Source organism: Kribbella sp. VKM Ac-2569 (assembly GCF_004216905.1).
In the GTDB taxonomy this organism is placed as follows: domain Bacteria; phylum Actinomycetota; class Actinomycetes; order Propionibacteriales; family Kribbellaceae; genus Kribbella.
This window is the reverse complement of the sequence record NZ_SGXJ01000001.1, coordinates 2,700,886-2,716,142: the sequence shown is the minus strand read 5'-3', so window position 1 is coordinate 2,716,142 and position 15,257 is coordinate 2,700,886. Positions and strand designations below refer to the sequence as shown.

The 15,257-nt window shown below is 68.6% G+C and carries 17 protein-coding genes; 10 read left to right on the top strand and 7 right to left on the bottom strand.

What is annotated here, in order from left to right:
• Positions 1-156: 156 nt before the first annotated feature.
• From EV649_RS41600 to EV649_RS12895, 3 genes are read left to right on the top strand one after another with little or no spacing between them, the layout of a single operon-like run.
• A complete protein-coding gene (locus EV649_RS41600) occupies positions 157-387 on the top strand; it encodes a hypothetical protein (protein ID WP_241998062.1) in 231 nt (76 codons plus the stop codon).
• Positions 384-1,169: an ornithine cyclodeaminase family protein gene (locus EV649_RS12900; protein ID WP_241998060.1), complete on the top strand. Its 786-nt coding sequence runs from the start codon at positions 384-386 to the stop codon at positions 1,167-1,169. The genes EV649_RS41600 and EV649_RS12900 overlap by 4 nt, the downstream gene beginning before the upstream one ends.
• A complete protein-coding gene (locus EV649_RS12895) occupies positions 1,169-2,506 on the top strand; it encodes an aromatic amino acid lyase (protein WP_130383434.1) in 1,338 nt (445 codons plus the stop codon). The genes EV649_RS12900 and EV649_RS12895 overlap by 1 nt, the downstream gene beginning before the upstream one ends.
• Before the next feature lie 379 nt (positions 2,507-2,885).
• On the opposite strand, the gene EV649_RS41115 is transcribed toward EV649_RS12895, so the two are convergent.
• Positions 2,886-3,215: a hypothetical protein gene (locus EV649_RS41115; RefSeq protein ID WP_198682423.1), complete on the bottom strand. Its 330-nt coding sequence runs from the start codon at positions 3,213-3,215 to the stop codon at positions 2,886-2,888.
• Between the two features lie 520 nt (positions 3,216-3,735).
• Here EV649_RS41115 and EV649_RS12885 point away from each other — a divergent pair.
• From EV649_RS12885 to EV649_RS12870, 4 genes are read left to right on the top strand one after another with little or no spacing between them, the layout of a single operon-like run.
• Entirely contained in the window at positions 3,736-4,374 is a 639-nt protein-coding gene (locus EV649_RS12885; protein WP_130383433.1) for a hypothetical protein, read from the top strand.
• Between the two features lie 44 nt (positions 4,375-4,418).
• A complete protein-coding gene (locus tag EV649_RS12880; RefSeq protein ID WP_130383432.1) occupies positions 4,419-4,766 on the top strand; it encodes a metalloregulator ArsR/SmtB family transcription factor in 348 nt (115 codons plus the stop codon).
• Positions 4,763-5,239, top strand: coding sequence for an SRPBCC domain-containing protein (locus tag EV649_RS12875; protein WP_157996233.1), 477 nt, complete (start codon positions 4,763-4,765; stop codon positions 5,237-5,239). The genes EV649_RS12880 and EV649_RS12875 overlap by 4 nt, the downstream gene beginning before the upstream one ends.
• Positions 5,239-5,982 (top strand): SDR family oxidoreductase, encoded by a 744-nt coding sequence (locus EV649_RS12870; protein ID WP_130383430.1) that lies wholly within the window; start codon positions 5,239-5,241, stop codon positions 5,980-5,982. The genes EV649_RS12875 and EV649_RS12870 overlap by 1 nt, the downstream gene beginning before the upstream one ends.
• On the opposite strand, the gene EV649_RS12865 is transcribed toward EV649_RS12870, so the two are convergent.
• The 3 genes from EV649_RS12865 to EV649_RS12855 are packed head-to-tail and all read right to left on the bottom strand — an operon-like array spanning position 5,979 to position 9,600.
• Entirely contained in the window at positions 5,979-6,905 is a 927-nt protein-coding gene (locus EV649_RS12865) for an NAD(P)-binding domain-containing protein (RefSeq protein ID WP_130383429.1), read from the bottom strand. The two genes, EV649_RS12870 and EV649_RS12865, sit on opposite strands and share 4 nt — an antisense overlap.
• On the bottom strand, positions 6,905-8,056 hold the full coding sequence (locus tag EV649_RS12860) for an FAD-binding oxidoreductase (protein ID WP_198682422.1): 1,152 nt from the start codon (positions 8,054-8,056) through the stop codon (positions 6,905-6,907). The genes EV649_RS12865 and EV649_RS12860 overlap by 1 nt, the downstream gene beginning before the upstream one ends.
• The gene (locus EV649_RS12855) at positions 8,056-9,600 is read right to left on the bottom strand and encodes an aldehyde dehydrogenase family protein (protein ID WP_130383428.1); all 1,545 of its coding nucleotides are present in this window, start codon (positions 9,598-9,600) and stop codon (positions 8,056-8,058) included. The genes EV649_RS12860 and EV649_RS12855 overlap by 1 nt, the downstream gene beginning before the upstream one ends.
• 403 nt (positions 9,601-10,003) lie before the next feature.
• Here EV649_RS12855 and EV649_RS12850 point away from each other — a divergent pair, with 403 nt between their 5' ends.
• Together EV649_RS12850 and EV649_RS12845 are read left to right on the top strand one after the other, a co-directional pair.
• The gene (locus EV649_RS12850) at positions 10,004-11,110 is read left to right on the top strand and encodes a C1 family peptidase (protein WP_130383427.1); all 1,107 of its coding nucleotides are present in this window, start codon (positions 10,004-10,006) and stop codon (positions 11,108-11,110) included.
• Positions 11,111-11,120: 10 nt separating this feature from the next.
• Entirely contained in the window at positions 11,121-11,537 is a 417-nt protein-coding gene (locus tag EV649_RS12845) for a hypothetical protein (RefSeq protein WP_130383426.1), read from the top strand.
• A 60-nt stretch (positions 11,538-11,597) separates the two neighbouring features.
• On the opposite strand, the gene EV649_RS12840 is transcribed toward EV649_RS12845, so the two are convergent.
• Both EV649_RS12840 and EV649_RS12835 read right to left on the bottom strand, forming a co-directional pair.
• Positions 11,598-11,909, bottom strand: coding sequence for a protease inhibitor I42 family protein (locus tag EV649_RS12840; protein WP_130383425.1), 312 nt, complete (start codon positions 11,907-11,909; stop codon positions 11,598-11,600).
• Positions 11,910-11,929: 20 nt separating this feature from the next.
• Positions 11,930-12,511 (bottom strand): hypothetical protein, encoded by a 582-nt coding sequence (locus tag EV649_RS12835; protein ID WP_198682420.1) that lies wholly within the window; start codon positions 12,509-12,511, stop codon positions 11,930-11,932.
• A gap of 109 nt (positions 12,512-12,620) precedes the next feature.
• Between EV649_RS12835 and EV649_RS12830 the strand changes: the two genes are divergently transcribed.
• A complete protein-coding gene (locus EV649_RS12830; protein ID WP_241998058.1) occupies positions 12,621-13,073 on the top strand; it encodes a DUF1992 domain-containing protein in 453 nt (150 codons plus the stop codon).
• On the opposite strand, the gene EV649_RS12825 is transcribed toward EV649_RS12830, so the two are convergent.
• Entirely contained in the window at positions 13,066-15,156 is a 2,091-nt protein-coding gene (locus EV649_RS12825; RefSeq protein WP_241998057.1) for a thiamine pyrophosphate-dependent enzyme, read from the bottom strand. The genes EV649_RS12830 and EV649_RS12825 overlap by 8 nt on opposite strands.
• Positions 15,157-15,257 lie beyond the last annotated feature (101 nt).

The following is a 15,257-nucleotide window of genomic DNA, read 5'->3' as shown; positions in this document are numbered from 1 at the left end:
CCCGTCAGCCCGAAGGCGACACCGAACGTAAGAGCCAGACAGCGGGTGCTCAGGATCCAACCACCGCGTGAGCGGCAGCATCACCCTGACACTGACCCGAACGTAGCGTGACGGTCTGAAACTAAAGTATCGACCGACGGCAACCGAAGGAGCCACGTGACGGACGGGATCTGGCTGCGCTTCCTCAGCGGCCCCGACATCGACGCGTTGGGGCTCACCCGGCTGGAGATCGTGGACGCCGTGGAGGACGCGGTACGCGAGCACGGCGAGGGCCGGACGAGCTTCGAGCCGCGCATGCACCTGATGCCGAACAACGGCGGGATCGGCACTTCAACGTCCTCCGTGGACACCTCGACGGCCTCGGCGAGCACGGGATCAGCGGCGTGAAGGTGGTCGGCGACTTCGTCCCGAACTACCAGAAGGGTCTGCCGAGCGAGCTCGCGATGGCGACCCTCTTCGACCCGACCACCGGCGTACCGCTCGCGGTCCTGGACGCGACGATGATCACCGCGGCCCGCACCGGCGCGATGACGACCGTCGGCGCACGGCACCTGGCCCGCCGGGACAGCAAGATCCTGGCGCACGCCGGCGCCCGCGGTACGGCGTGGTGGAACGTGACGATGCTCGACGACCTTCTCGACCTCGACGAGATCCGGGTGACGTCGCGGCGGCCGGAGTCCCGGGAGAAGTTCGTCGCGGAGCTCTCCGCGGAACTGACCACGCCGGTCCGGGTGTGCGCGACTGCGGAGGAGGCCTTCGACGGCGCCGACGTACTCGTCGAGGCGACCCGTCTCACCGAGCCTGAGCCGCTGCTGCGGACGGCGGCGGTGCGGCCGGGCGCGTTCGTCGTACCGTACGGGACGGTCTCGGCGGTCGAGCTCGATCTGCTCGACGTGATGGACAAGGTGGTCGTGGACGACTGGCGAGAGGCGCAGTCCGGGCGGTTCGGGTCGCTGCGCCGGCACGTGGACAGCGGGCGGCTGTCGCCGGAGACGCTGTACGCCGAGATCGGGGAGATCGTCGCGGGCCGCAAACCCGGCCGCGAGAACGATGCCGAACGCAACCTCTTCTGGCACCGTGGCCTGTCCCTGCTGGACGTCGCCATCGCCCACCTGATCCTCCGCCGAGCCGAAGCCGCCGACGCCGGCACGATGCTCCGGTTCCACTGATGATCGTCAACGGCCCCACTGACCTGGACCCGGCCAGCCAGGAGCCCATAGAGCTGGCGCCCGCTCTCCTCGACCGCCTGGCCGCGATCCGCGCTGCCGCCCTCGACACCCTCCGCTCCGGCCGGCCCGTGTACGGCGTCAACACCGGCATGGGCAACCTGAGCAAGGTCCGCCTGACGGAAGACGAGCAGCGGGTCCACCAACGCAATCTCCTACGAGGTAGAGCGGTCGGCGGCCCACCTTGGCTCCCACCGGACGAATCCCGCGCCGTCCTCATCGGCCGCCTGAAAACCTTCCTCACCGGCGACGCAGCCGTCTCGATCGAACTGATCCACCAGCTGGTTGCCCTCATCAACACCGGCCCGCCGCCGAACATCCCCGCCGAAGGCGCCGGCTCCGCAGGCGAGATCATCCCGCTCGCGCACGCCTTCGCGTCCCTGGATCCCGGGCCCAAGGAGGGCATCGCCTTGCTGGCCGGCATCCCCGGCGCGACCGGCCGAGCCGCGCTCCACGCAACCAGAGCGCACCGGCTCGCGGATCAGCTCAGCACCGTGGCAGCCGGCGCTATCGCAGTCGTCGGCGCCAACCGGGATCCGTATCAGCCGCTCGCGGCGCGCGGAGACGACGTGCTGGGGGCTGAGTTCGCAAGACTGCGAGAGCTGGCAGGCCCCGAGCCGGAGCCGCGGAGCTTGCAGGCCCCGGTCTCGTTCCGGGTCGCGGGGCACGTGAACGCTCACCTTCGACGGACCTTGCAGCACTTGGATGACGCGGTTGACCGCGCGTTCACGGGCGTTACGGACTCCCCGGCGTACCTCGACGGCGAGTTCGTCGGCACCGCCGGCTTTCACGGCATCGATCTCGCGTCGTACTGCGATCACCTGACAGCCGCACTGGCGCACGCCGCCGAGGTCTCGACAGCACGATTGCACCGCCTGCTGGACCCCAACGTCACCGGCCTCACCGCGCAACTCGCCCGCGAACCAGGTCCGCAGGCCGGTCTGGTCGCCGTCCACAAGCGCGCGGTCGCGACCACCCACCAGCTCCGTCGCCTGACGTTGCCTACAGCAATCAGTACGGCGGAGACGTCCAACGGTCAGGAGGACGTGCAGACGTTCTCCTGGGAAGCGGTCGGCAACCTCGGTGAAGCGATCCGCCTGACCCGCGAGACGACCGTCTGCGAGCTGCTCGCCGTACGGCAGGCCTTCGCACTCTCGGCCCGCGAGATCCCACCAGGGCTTCAAGACATCATGCAGGCGGTCGACGACGTCGTACCTCCGATCGACGCGGACCGCCCGTTCGGCGAGGACCTGACCAGACTCCTCACCGATGTTCTTTAACCGACCCCCGGCCAGCCAGTCCCACCGCACGCACCGCACCACTCTCTTGCTGGAGGTGCGGGTGCTGTGTGTGCCGGCTGGCGGGTTATGTGTCCGATGGCGGGATGTAGGAGGTCAGCGGTGACATAACCCGCCAGTGGTGATCTGCCGATGGGCTGGCCGGGGCCTGCCGCACCGGGTGGTCGCCTGGATGGTCGGGTTGGTGGTAGCTCGGCTGTTCGCCGTGGTGTGAGGTGCAAGGTCGACAGGTAGTGCACCGGCGAGACGGTGTACGCGCGGACGCGTTCACGCTCAGGTGCACTACCCGGCGACCCGACACATCCTGTCGAGCTTGTACATCGCTCCAAGCCCGGCACCGGCCCCGGAACCCATCCAGACATCAGTAAGAAGAGCCGTTACCCCTTCCCGCCAGCGCGTTCTTCAGCATCGGGACCAGCTTCGGCAGCGCGTACTTGATCCCGAGCGGGCCGCCGATCGACATCGCGCTGGAGAACTCGCCGCTCGGCGTCGCGGTGTTGATGACCGGCGCGCCACCCCAGTACGCGACGTGGCCGGCCTTCATCGCCGGCAGTGCGTTCCAGACCTTGTCGTTGACGACCGCGGGATCGAGCTTGCCGGCGCCGTCCAGCGCGGCCATGAAGATCACGTCGGCGTTCAGCTTCGGAGTCAGCTCGGGCGAGATCTTCACGTAGAAGTCGCCGTTCTCCATCGCGTCGATCTGCGGGCTTGTCGCCGAGTGCGGACTTCACCCAGCCGCGCAGTTGTGTGTTGCCGAACCAGTCGGCGCCCGCCACCGGGACCACGCCGAGCGCGATGGCAGCCTCCATGTCGCCACCGCCGAGCGTCACGACCCGCTGCGGCCTGGCCTTGATCGTGGTCGAGCCGTACAGGTGGTCGACCGTCACCGGAAATCCGGCGGTGTCACCGGTGCTCGCAGCGGAGTCCTTGGTGTCGTCCTGGCTGCACGCGGCGAGGCCGGTGCTCAGGGCGAGGACGGCGATCGCGACGGCAGCGACGGACCGGATACGGGACACGGCCATGGCGGGCGGTTCCTCCGAAAGGCGTCGAATGCAGGTAAGCCTAACCTTATTCAGAAGCTCTCTCGCGAGGGGGTTGATCGAAAAAGCGAGCCGACACGCGGGCCGTGGCGAAGCCGCAAGTAGCCCGCACCGGGTCTGTGTCGTTGGCCTGGTGCGGGGGATCGGCGTCGGTGAGTGGAGGAGTTCTCTTTGAAGCGGTTCGTGGTGCCGCCGAGCTGGCCGTCCCCGCCCCGGCGCAACTGGATCCCGCCGAAGACCTGGCGCCCGGATCCGTCCTGGCCGCCGGCTCCGGAGGGGTGGAAGTTCTGGGTCGACGGCAAGGGTGAGCCGGTCCTGGGCCCGATCGGCCGGTACGCCGCTCCGTCCCGCCGAGCCGCGTACGCCGCGGCCGCGGCGATGATCGTGTTCGTCGGGGTCAACCTCTGGGCGGTGCTCGTGATCGGCCATCTCGGTGATCCAGATGATTCGGCGGTCGTGACGTTCGCCGAGGAATCGCCGTCCGCGGGTCCGGTCAGCTCGACGAGTCCCGCCGTACCGCGGACAACGTCCACGCCGCCGCTCGTGCCGCGGACGACCCTCGTGCCGAGCAAGAGCCCGACGCCCCGGCCGACTCAGCGCCCGACCCGGAAGACGACCGCGACCAAGACCACCGAGCGGACCACGCCGACGCCAACGCCGACCCGTGCGACCACCAGTACGGCGACTGCAAAGCCGTCGCGTCCGACCAGTAGCCCGTCGACGCGGGAAGAGCTCCTCCGGCAGTACTGCATCGACCGCGGCATCGACCCGGCCTGGTGCGACCCGGCCAACTGGGAGCAAACGCCCTGACGCCCTGTTGACAACCGGGGCCGCCCGCACGCATTCTTAACCACATGGTTCTGAAACCATTTGGTTATGAAGATGGGTTGACCGGCGTCTTCGCGGCGCTGGCCGACCCGACCCGCCGGGCGATCCTGACCCAGCTCAAGCACGGGGACGCGACGGTCGCCGAGCTCGCGGCGCCGTTCAGCATGTCGCAGCCGGCCGTCTCCAAGCATCTGAAGGTGCTCGAGCACGCCGGGCTGATCAGCCGCTCGCAACGGGCGACGGCCCGGCTCAGTCACCTCGAGGCCGAGCCGCTCCGGACGGCGGTCGGCTGGTTGATGGACTACCGCGCCTACTGGGCGGAGAGCTTCGACCGTCTCGACGATCTGCTCTACGACCTGAAGGAGGAGTCGTGAAGGTCATCGCGGAGCCGGGCGTGCCGCAGGTCGTCATCATCCGGGAGTTCCGGGCGCCGCGGGAGCTGCTGTTCCGCGCGTACACCGAGCCCGACCTGGTGAAGCGCTGGCTGGGTCCGGCCGAGCTCGAGCTGGTCGTGAACCAGCTCGACCCGCAGCACGGCGGTCGCTGGCGGTGGACGCAGTACGACAGCGACGGCAGGGGCTATGTGTTCCACGGGCTGTACCACGGGGAGCCGACGCCGGAGCGGATTGTGCAGACCTACGAGTTCGACCAGGCACCGGGAACCGTCTACCTGAATCTGATCACCTTCGACGAGGCCGACGGGGTCACCACCCTGACGCAGAACACCGTGTTCTTCGCGGTCGAGGACCGCGACCTGTACGTCGACGGCGGCATGGAGCGCGGCATCCGCGCCTCCATGCAGCAACTCGACGACCTCGTCACCGAACTGGCCGAGGAGGCCCACTGATGATGCTCAACGACAAACAGGCGATCGTGTACGGCGCGGCCGGACCGATCGGCGGCGCGGTCGCCAAGGCGTTCGCCGCCGAGGGCGCGACCGTCCATCTCGCCGGCCGTACGGCGGAACGCCTCGAACGGGTCGCGGACGAGATCCGCGCCGCGGGCGGCAAGACCGAGGTCGCGGTCGTCGACGCACTCGACGAACGCTCGGTCGACGACCACGCCGCCGCGGTCGGCCGGATCGACATCTCGTTCAACCTGATCGGCCACACGCAGTACTTCGGTACGCCGCTGATCGACATGTCCCTCGCCGACGTCGAGGAGCCGGTGCGCAACATGCTGCGCACCTTCTACCTCACGTCCCGTGCGGCCGCCCGGCGCATGGTCGAGCAGGGATCCGGCGTGATCCTGACCTTCGGCGGGTACGGCGACCCGGCCGCGAACCTCGGCGCCTTCCAGGCGGGGTTCGGTGCTGTCGAGGCGTTGCGGCGCAGCCTGGCGCGCGAGCTCGGCCCGCACGGCATCCGGGTGATCACGTTGCAGACCAACGGCATCCCGGAGTCGAACCCGGACACCTACCCCGAGGACTTCCGCCGCGAGGTAGCCGAACACACCGCCGCCCAAACCATGCTCAACCGCGCCGCCACCCTGGCCGACGTAGCAGCAGTAGCCACCTTCGCAGCGTCCGACAAGGCGGCCTCCATCACCGGCACCGCCATCAACCTCACAGCCGGGGCCGTCGTCAACTAACTCAGGAAGTCGATCGTCCGGGAGCCGCCCTTCGAGGCCTGGTAGACCGGCCAGGCAACCGCGAGATCCTGCCAAGGCAATCCAACGGGCGCATAGACGGTGACTTCGTCCTCCGATCGGCGGCCGGCGGCGGCTCCGGTCAGTACCTCGGTCAGCGTCGCGTGGGCCGCATCGGCCGACAGTCCAACGTTGCCCAAGGCACCCATTTGAGCGGCGAGGTCGCGGTCGTCGACAATCACGCGGGCCGCCGTCAGCAAGTCGGCGGACAGCTCCACCTTCCCGGGCTCGTCAGCTCCCAACGTCGTGAGATGCGAACCCTGCCGGACATCAGCCGCGGTGAGCAGCGGATCCCGTGACCAGGTGGCCAGTACGACAACCTCGGCCGCCGCAGCAACCTCCCGCGGGCTGCTCACCACCACACCCGGAATCCCTTGCTGGGCAAGGAATTCCGAGGCCCGCTCTGGTGCGACGTCATGCACGACGAGGCGGTCGACTCGGCGGAGGGCGACCAACCCGGCAAGTGTCATCGCTGCCTGCGCTCCGGTTCCGATGACACCGACGGTTCCTGCTGGCGCCAGGGCGTCTGTGGCGAGGGCGGCTGCCAGGCCGGTGCGCCAGGCGGTGATGGTCGAGCTGTCGAGAAGGGCTAGGAGGGTGCCGTCGGTCAGGTCGTGGAGACAGACGACGCCGCGGAGTGCCGGCGTGGCGCCGGGGAACTTGGCGTTGACCTTCACGGTGTACGCCGGGATGCCCGGAATCACGCCCGGCAGCAGCGCGGTCGCCGTACCGGGACCAGGCAGATCGGTGCGGATCCGCAGCGGCTCGATCTCGCTCGACTGGAGGAACCCGGCACGCAATGCCTCGAGCACAGCAGGTACGTCGAGCGCCAGCAGAACGTCCGACCGGGTCAGGAGAGCTGTCATCAGACGATGTTCCGCTCGGGGCGGACGGCGGACTGGAAGCGGTCTGCGCTCAGCGGAGCGATGTCGACGAACGGTTCCCGGCCCAGGTAGAGGTCGCGGATCACCTCGCCGACGGCAGGTCCCTGCAGGAAGCCATGCCCCGAGAACCCTGTCGCATAAAGGAATCGCGAGATGCCGTCCGCCTCGCCGATCAGGGCGTTGTGGTCGGGCGTCACCTCGTACAGGCCGGCCCAGCCGCCGGTCAGCCCGACGTCGAGGAGCGAAGGCGCCCGTCGTGCCATCGCCTCGGTCAGCCGGGGGATCCACGTATCCGTCCGGTTCAAGTGGAATCCGGGCTCCTCGTCGGGATCGGACATGCCGACGAGAAGCCCGGGACCCTCGCGGTGGAAGTAGAACGTCGTACCGAAGTCGATCGTCATCGGCAGATCGGCCGGAAGTCCCGGGACTGCCTCGGTGACAACGATCTGCCGCCGCAACGGAACCACTGGAAGCTCGACCCCCGCCATCTCACCGACCTGCGCGGACCAAGCACCTGCCGCACAGATCACCGTCCCGGTCCGAATCTCGCCGCGGTTCGTTCGCACCGCCGTCAAATGGTTGCCGGCAGCCTCGATCCCCAACACCTCGCACCCGGTGATCAGGCGCGCCCCGAGTCGCCGAGCAGCCGATGCATATCCCAGTACGACGGACTCCGGCGTGCAATGCCCCGCGCTCGGCGAGAAGCACGCACCGACCAGCCCGTCCGCCGCAACGATCGGCGCCAGCGCGACCGCCTCGTCGACGGAGATCATCCGCGTCGGAAGGCTCGAGCTCTGCTGCAGCCTGGTCTGCAGCGCGGTGCTCTCGCGGAAATGCTCGACCTGCTCGGCACTGTCCAGCAAGAACAGATACCCGACTCGGTGCAGATCGATCTCCTGCCCGGGCCGCTCACCGAACCGCGCAAAGGCCTCGAGACTGCGCGCACCCAGCGCGATGTTCACCTCGTCCGAGAAGTTCGCCCGTACTCCACCTGCTGCCTTACAGGTCGACCCCGACCCGAGCTCATTCATCTCCAGCAACACCACATCCCGCACGCCGGCCTCGGCCAGGTGAAAGGCGATGCTCGCCCCCATCACCCCACCACCGACAATCACCACGTCGGCGGATTCCATCAGGGGAGCTGGTACGACAGGTCGGCGTCGACGGTTTTGGTGTCCATTTGGGCTTTTTGGAGTTTGCCTGAGTAGTCCCAGTTCATGGATTGCCAGCGGGTGAACTGGTCCAGGACCCACATCCCGCTCTGCCGGGAGCCGTTGCCGGACTTCCCGTTTCCGCCGAAGGGCAGGTGTGCCTCCGCGCCGGACGTCGAGTTGTTGACGCTCACCATCCCGGCCGAGATCCCCTGCGCGAACCGGAACGCCTTGTTCGGGTCCGTCGTGTAGATCGAGCTGGACAGCCCGTACCCGGACTTGTTGCCCAGCGCAATCGCCTCGTCGAGCGTCGAGTACGGCGTGACGCCGACGACCGGACCGAACGTCTCGTTCAGGAACAGCTCGTCGTCCGCCTGCACCCCGGCCACGATCGTCGGGTGGTAGAACAACCCGGCCGCCGGATCGCCGACGAACCCGGCTCGCGGGTTGTCCGCCGTGACCCGGCCGGTCCGGCCGATCACCCGGTGGTGCGCCGCGATCCACCCCAGCGACTTCTCGAACCCGGCCGCGAACTTCTCGTCCAGCAACGGCCCGAACAGCACGTCCTGGGTCGGGTCGCCCATCGCCGCGTCCGCGGTCGCCTGCCCGAAGCGGTCCAGGAACTCGTCGTACACGGACCGATGCACGATCGCCGTACCCAAGGACGTGCACCGCTGGCCCGCCGTACCGAAGCCGGAGAACAACGCGCCCTCGACGGCCAGCTCCAGCTCCGCGTCCTCGGTGATCACCATCGGGTTCTTGCCGCCGAGCTCCAGGCACGGCGTCTGCAGATGCCGGCCGCACAACTCGCCGATCCGGGTGCCGACCGCGCTCGATCCGGTGAACCCGACCTTGTTGATCAGCCCGCCCTCCAACGCCTGCTCGAGACCGCTGAACGTGTCCGGCCCGTCGGCGTACACCACGTTGAACACCCCGGCCGGCACGCCGGAGTGCGCGAAGATCTCGTAGAACGCGTCCGAGACGACAGCGGAGTACTCCGCCGGCTTCCAGACGACCGTGTTGCCGCAGAGCAACGCCGGGACGATGTACCAGGACGGGACCGCGACCGGGAAGTTGCCGGCCGTGATCACCGCGACGGTGCCGACCGGGCGGCGGAACGTGAACAGCTGCTTGTCCGGCATCTCCGACGGCACCGTCTGCCCGTACAACCGCCGGCCCTCGCCGAGGAAGAAATCGCAGGTATCGATGATCTCCTGCACCTCGCCCAGCGCCTCACCGAGAGGCTTCCCGATCTCCCGCGTGACGAGCGCGGCCAGCCGCTCCTTGTTGGCGGTCATCAGCCGGCCAACGTTCGAGATCACCTGACCGCGTTGCGGCGCCGGCGTCGCGGCCCACGCGGCCTGCGCGGACCGGGCGGCTTCGGCGGCCTGCACGAACACTTCCGGCCCTGCGCTGCCGATCGTCCCGACGACGTCGCTCAACTGTGCGGGGTTGGTCGATCGAGTGGTCCGGCCGGGCTTCTGGACCCGCTCTCCGGCGACGACGGACAAGATCACGGACGACACAGATGGGTCCTCTCGCTCAGGGACTACCGGTGCAGCCCACCCTCCGTCATCCACCCCGCCGTTGCCAACCCCGGTCCGCGCGGCCAAGGATCCGATAATTGTCGTTGAATGCGACACAAATATCGCTCGCTCAGATAATCAATCGCACGAGTGATGATATTGGACACGGTGAAATTCTCGCGGTCCGTATCGCACCCGGTCATTAATTCACGGCTGCGATACCGGAGGCAGGTGTTGCCGTGCGACTCGAACAGGCATACGTTCGGAGCTGGAGATCCGGTTGGGATTTCCGCTGGTCCGGTGGGGGAAACATCAATTCTTGCTTGCCTGTCGGCCATGCGCTCCGGCCTGTCTGCGGTGGTGTTTCGTGGCGCGCCGAAATCAATCAGGGGGTATTTGTCCAATGGCTGACAATTCGGGCCCGCGTCCGCTCGAGCTGAAAACACTGACGGCGGCACTGGAAGCCGCAGGCCAACCGTGGGAAATGGCGTACACCTCGATCACGGCCCTCGAGGAGAGCGAGCGCGTGATCCGGCTGGGTGTCCCGCCGCGTCCGGAACTGCAGGAGACGGCTGCGGCCGATGCCGCCGCGGCGATCGCGGCGAAGGCAGAGAACATCGGCGCTCCGGCCGCGTTCGACGTCCGCAAGGTCGGCGGCGTCAGTTACGACTCGCCGGTGAAGGATCAGGGCGGCTGTGGCTCCTGTGTCGCGTTCGGCACCGCCGGCGCCACGGAGGTCGTGTTCAGGTACACGCGGCGTACGACCATGCCGGTGGACCTGTCCGAGGCCCAGCTGTTCTACATCTACGCGCGGTCCGAAGGGCGGAACTGCGGCAACGGCTGGTGGCCCGAGCGCGCTCTCACCCACGCCAAGGCGACCGGCGTGACCTTCGAGAACTACTACCCGTACACCGCCGGCGACCAGGACGGGAACACCAAGATCAACGCCGACTGGCCGAACCAGCTGGTCAAGGTGACGGACTGGGCCACCATCTCCGGCAACGCGCTGCAGATGAAGCAAGACATCTCCACGTACGGCGCGGTGACTGCCTGCTTCAACGTCTTCCAGGACTTCTTCAGCTACCGGACCGGCGTCTACAAGCACGTCGCCGGCAACCTCGCCGGCGGCCACTGCGTCGTTCTGATCGGGTACGACGACGCGCAGCAGTGCTGGATCGCCCGGAACAGCTGGGGTGCCGGCTGGGGCGACTCGGGCTACTTCCGCATCGGGTACGGCGAGTGCGGCATCGAGTCCTACCAGACCTGCGCAGTGCGCGGCGTCGCGCTGACGGCTTGGCTGCCCAACCAACTGGTCACCGCCCTGTGGAGCAACGAGTCCGACGCGAACCTGTGGGTGCACGGCGCCCAGCGTGGCTGGCTGCACCTGGACAGCGGATCGCCGGTCACGTCCCACGCGATGGCCTCCGAGCTCGCAGCTGCGAAGGCTCTCGGCCGCCAAGTCGGGCTGTACGAGAACAACGGCAGCGTCACACAGATCTACGCATGGTGAGGAGCCGATCATGACCACTACCAATACCCACGCCGGACCGACCTTGACGCCGCCGGGCGAGCTGTCCACCTCTGAAGCAGGCGGGCTCGCGGTGCCGACCATCACCGATGAGCAGATCGCCGCGATCGTCGTGGAATCGGCGGCCGGACCGACCCTGACCCCGCCGAGTACCGCAGGTGCGGTGACCGCCGACGGCGTCACCGTCAGCTGGCACACGAACGTACAGATCGACGCGCTGTGGTCCATCGACCAGACGCGCAACGCGTTCGTGCACATCGTCGGCGTCGGCTGGAAGAAGATCTTCAACGGCCGCGACGGCTCGTTCCAGGCCCTGGTGACACTGGCAAGCCAGGCGCGACAGACCAACCGGCCCGCCAGCCTGCGTGAAGAGGCCGACGGGATGATCTACGAGATCTACCTCTGGTGATCCACTGACACGATGGCTCGGGCCCGGCGCGCCAGCCGGTGTCCGGGCCATTGGTCTGTCTCAGCTCACTCGCACCGTGAGCCGCCGTTCCTCGAGCACGCCGGACTCCCACTCCCGGGCCAGCCGGAACTCGACCTGCCACTCACCCGCTTGCTCGGCCCGCAGCTGGAAGATGTGCTCCCCACCTGCACCAACTGCCCCGCCCGCGGCCGCCGCGACACCGCGGTCGTCCGCGAGGGAGAGTCCCTCCCCGCGCTTCGCGATGGACCAGACATAGCCGGTGGTGCCGTTCTCCGGCAGCCTCACCGTCACCGTGTCGTGGACCGCCACCGACACGTCCGCAGCCCCTACGCTCACCTCTACGTCAGTCATAACGCCCCCTTGAACCCACCTTAGGTGCGAGGCGGCACTTTGTGGTCGGGGTAGAGGTCAGGGATCGGGATCGGCATCCGCCACAGGCGGGAATCGGGGTGGATCATGCCGTGCCGGATCGCGACGTACCGGAGCAGGCGGAGCGGGCCGGCGATCAGTACGACGGCCAGCGGCAACTCGACCAGGAACGCGCTGAGCAGCGCCTGGGTCAGGTCGCCGCCGCGCTGGCTGGTCATCACGTCGAACCAGGCGTCGCAGATCAGCAGGACGCCGGACGCGAACGCCGTCGGGAACACGAACTGCTTGCGCTTCCAGCCGGCCAGCGCGGTCAGCACCAGCATCGTGAGCAGCAGGATGTCGAACCCGACCCAGGTCGCGACCCAGTTCCGCGCGACGTAGTGACTGGGCAGAGTGATCGCCAGGTACACGGTCCACGGGATCAGGGCGGCCGCGCAGACCAGCATCAGGACCGTCCGCCACTTGCGGATCCGGTCGATCGTCCGCCGGGACGGCAGCCCGGGAGGACGCGGCGCGAGCCGGAGGATCAGCTCCCGCCGCTCCTGCGGTGTCATCGCCGCGATCTCTTCGTCGGTCAGCTCCACCTCATGAGTATGCCTTGTGATCGCATTCACAAGCCGGTATTCTGCTCGTACGAAGAAGCTGTCGATGATGACAGGCGGTGTGGCCATGACCAAGCGCAGACCACCGGGCATGAGTAACCAGGAGTGGGTCGAGTCGCAGATCAAGCTCGCGCAGAACCAGGGCGAGTTCGACGACCTGCCCGGTGCCGGCAAACCACTGAAGCTGGCGGACCAGCACGATCCCGACTGGTGGGTGAAGGACTTCATCCGCCGCGAGGACGTCGAGACCGAGGCGTTGCTGCCACCGGCCGTCCTGCTCCGCAAGGAGAAGCAGCAGGTCCACGAGAAGGTCCGCGGGATGCGGCGCGAGTCCGAGGTCCGCGAGTACCTGGCCGACCTCAACAAGCGGATCCGGCTCAGCATCCGCGACACCACCGGACCGGTCGTGCCGACAGGACTGGTGGACGAGGACGTGGTCATCGCCCAGTGGCGGATGGAACGCCCCGCGCGCGAACCGCGTCCACTGCCCGCCGAGGAGCACCGCCCGAGGAAGAAGTCCTTCTGGCAGCGGCTCTTCAGCTGAGCAGTTCGCGGGCCGCCTTCTCGATGGTCTGTTCGCTCAGCAGTACGTCGTGCGCGGCCGCGCCGAGCGGGACGTACGAGTCGTAGCTCGTCACCCGGGCCAGCCGCCCGGCGTACCCGTGGTCGATCAGCGTGGCCAGGACGCCCTCGGACACCCCGCCGGACCGGCGGGTCTCGTCGGCGACCAGCACCCGTCCGGTGATGTTTGCCTCGCGCAACAAGTCCTCGACCGGCAACGGCGCCAGCCAGCGCAGGTCGAGGACCCGGACCCCCGGGACCCGGGCTGCCACCCGCAGACTCATCGGTACGCCGTTCCCGAACGTGACGATCGTCAGCTCGGTGCCGTCGCCGTACGTCCGGCCGCGCCCGATCGGCACCGGCTCGTCGGGGTACGACGCCAGCCACTGCTCGTCGCCGTCCTCGTACAGGTCCCGCCGGTGGTAGAGCGCGATCGGCTCGAGGAACACGCTGACGGTGCCGGACGACCGGGCTGCCGCCGTACACGCGTGCAGCATCGCGGCCGCGTCGTCCGGACGGGACGGTGACGCGATCACGATCCCCGGGATGTCCCGCAGGACGCCGATCGCGTCGTCGTTGTGGAAGTGGCCGCCGAACCCCTTCTGGTAGCCGTAGCCGGCGATCCGCAGCACCATCGGGTTCGAGTACTGCTCCTGCGAGAAGAACTTCAGCGACGCCGCCTCGCCGCGGAGCTGGTCCTCGGCGTTGTGCAGATAGGCGAGGTACTGGATCTCGGGGATCGGCAGCAGGCCCGAGACGCCGGCGCCGAGCGCGAGCCCCAGGATCGACTGCTCGTCCAGCAACGTGTCGAAGACGCGGGGCGGCCCGAACGCCTTCTGCAGCCCGCGCGTCACGCCGTACACGCCGCCCTTGCGACCGACGTCCTCACCGAAGACCATCGCCTCCGGGTAGGACGCCAGTACGTCGCTCAGCGCGCGGTTGATCGACTGGCTGAGCGTCAACGGTTCCGCGGCGGGCGTCCGCTGCGGCAACGCGTCGGCAACCGCTTCCGGCTCGGGGAAACGCAGGGGCGCGGCGACGACTTCGGGCGAGGTGAGCTGGGGGAGGCCCGCGACCTCGGCCGCGATCCGGAGCGCCTCGGCGTGCTTCTCGTCGTACAGCTCGATGATCTCGTCGGCGGAGTAGCCGGCTCCGAGCAGGTAGCGCGCGGTACCGAGCAGCGGGTCGAGCTCCTCGTCCGCGGCCAGCTCCGCGGGGGACCGGTACGCCGCCTCGACGTCGGAGCCCGCGTGGCCGAGCAGGCGGACCGTGCGCAACCGCAGGAACGCCGGGCGCCGGTTCCGCCGTACGAACGTGGCCGCCTCGGTCGCCATCGACAGGGCCGCGTCCAGGTCGGTGCCGTCCGCATCGAAGTACCGCAGGCCGGGGCGCGAGCCGTATGCCTGCCGGATCCAGCCGTCAGGGGTGCGCACGCTGATGCCGATCCCGTTGTCCTCGCAGATCAGCAGCAACGGCATCGGCAGACCCTGGTACGACGCGTGCAGGGCAGCGTTGATCGCGCCGGTCGCGGTCGAGTGGTTCGCGGACGCGTCGCCGAAGCTGGTCACCACGATCGCGTCGGAGGGCCACGGGGACGGTACGCCGAGCTTCGCCGACCGGTTCATCGAGAACGCGACGCCCATCGCCCGCGGCAGGTGGGAGGCGATCGTCGACGTCTGCGGGATGACCGAGAGCTCGTGGCGGCCGAACACCTTGTGCCGGCCGCCCGCGATCGGCTCGGTGGTCGCCGCCGCGACACCGAGCAGGATGTCGCGCAGGCCCTCCTTCGAGCCGCACTGGGCCGCGCGAGTCAGGTAGAAGGCGCCGGACCGGTAGTGCAGGAGGGCCGGATCGGTCGGCTGCAGGGCGGCGGCGACGGCCGCGTTGCCCTCGTGACCGGCCGAGCCGATCGTGTAGAAGCCGGTGCCCTGGGACTGCATCCAGCGGGCCGCGAGGTCCGCGTGCCGGCTGCCGAGCTGAGCGTCGTACAGGCCGCGGAGCAGCTCTGTATCGTGCTCCCACGGGGCCGGGGCGAGGCCGCGGACGCGTTCGGCGAAGGTCCTCATTTCATCCATGATCCGGGATCGCCGCGCCGAACACAGCTCCGCCCACGAGTTGAACAGGTCACCCCGTCGGTTCGGGGAACCGCGCTTGGGGGTTGTTCGTT

Excerpts from the sequence above, each read along its gene's own strand:
- EV649_RS12845 (WP_130383426.1), top strand. The coding sequence starts at position 11,121 with ATGACCACTACCAATACCCACGCCGGACCGACCTTGACGCCGCCGGGC.
- EV649_RS41115 (WP_198682423.1), bottom strand. The coding sequence starts at position 3,215 with ATGGAGAACGGCGACTTCTACGTGAAGATCTCGCCCGAGCTGACTCCG.
- EV649_RS12840 (WP_130383425.1), bottom strand. The coding sequence starts at position 11,909 with ATGACTGACGTAGAGGTGAGCGTAGGGGCTGCGGACGTGTCGGTGGCG.
- EV649_RS12865 (WP_130383429.1), bottom strand. The coding sequence starts at position 6,905 with ATGACAGCTCTCCTGACCCGGTCGGACGTTCTGCTGGCGCTCGACGTA.
- EV649_RS12880 (WP_130383432.1), top strand. The coding sequence starts at position 4,419 with ATGGTTCTGAAACCATTTGGTTATGAAGATGGGTTGACCGGCGTCTTC.
- EV649_RS12825 (WP_241998057.1), bottom strand. The coding sequence starts at position 15,156 with ATGAGGACCTTCGCCGAACGCGTCCGCGGCCTCGCCCCGGCCCCGTGG.
- EV649_RS12830 (WP_241998058.1), top strand. The coding sequence starts at position 12,621 with ATGAGTAACCAGGAGTGGGTCGAGTCGCAGATCAAGCTCGCGCAGAAC.
- EV649_RS12860 (WP_198682422.1), bottom strand. The coding sequence starts at position 8,056 with ATGGAATCCGCCGACGTGGTGATTGTCGGTGGTGGGGTGATGGGGGCG.
- EV649_RS12870 (WP_130383430.1), top strand. The coding sequence starts at position 5,239 with ATGATGCTCAACGACAAACAGGCGATCGTGTACGGCGCGGCCGGACCG.
- EV649_RS12895 (WP_130383434.1), top strand. The coding sequence starts at position 1,169 with ATGATCGTCAACGGCCCCACTGACCTGGACCCGGCCAGCCAGGAGCCC.
- EV649_RS12850 (WP_130383427.1), top strand. The coding sequence starts at position 10,004 with ATGGCTGACAATTCGGGCCCGCGTCCGCTCGAGCTGAAAACACTGACG.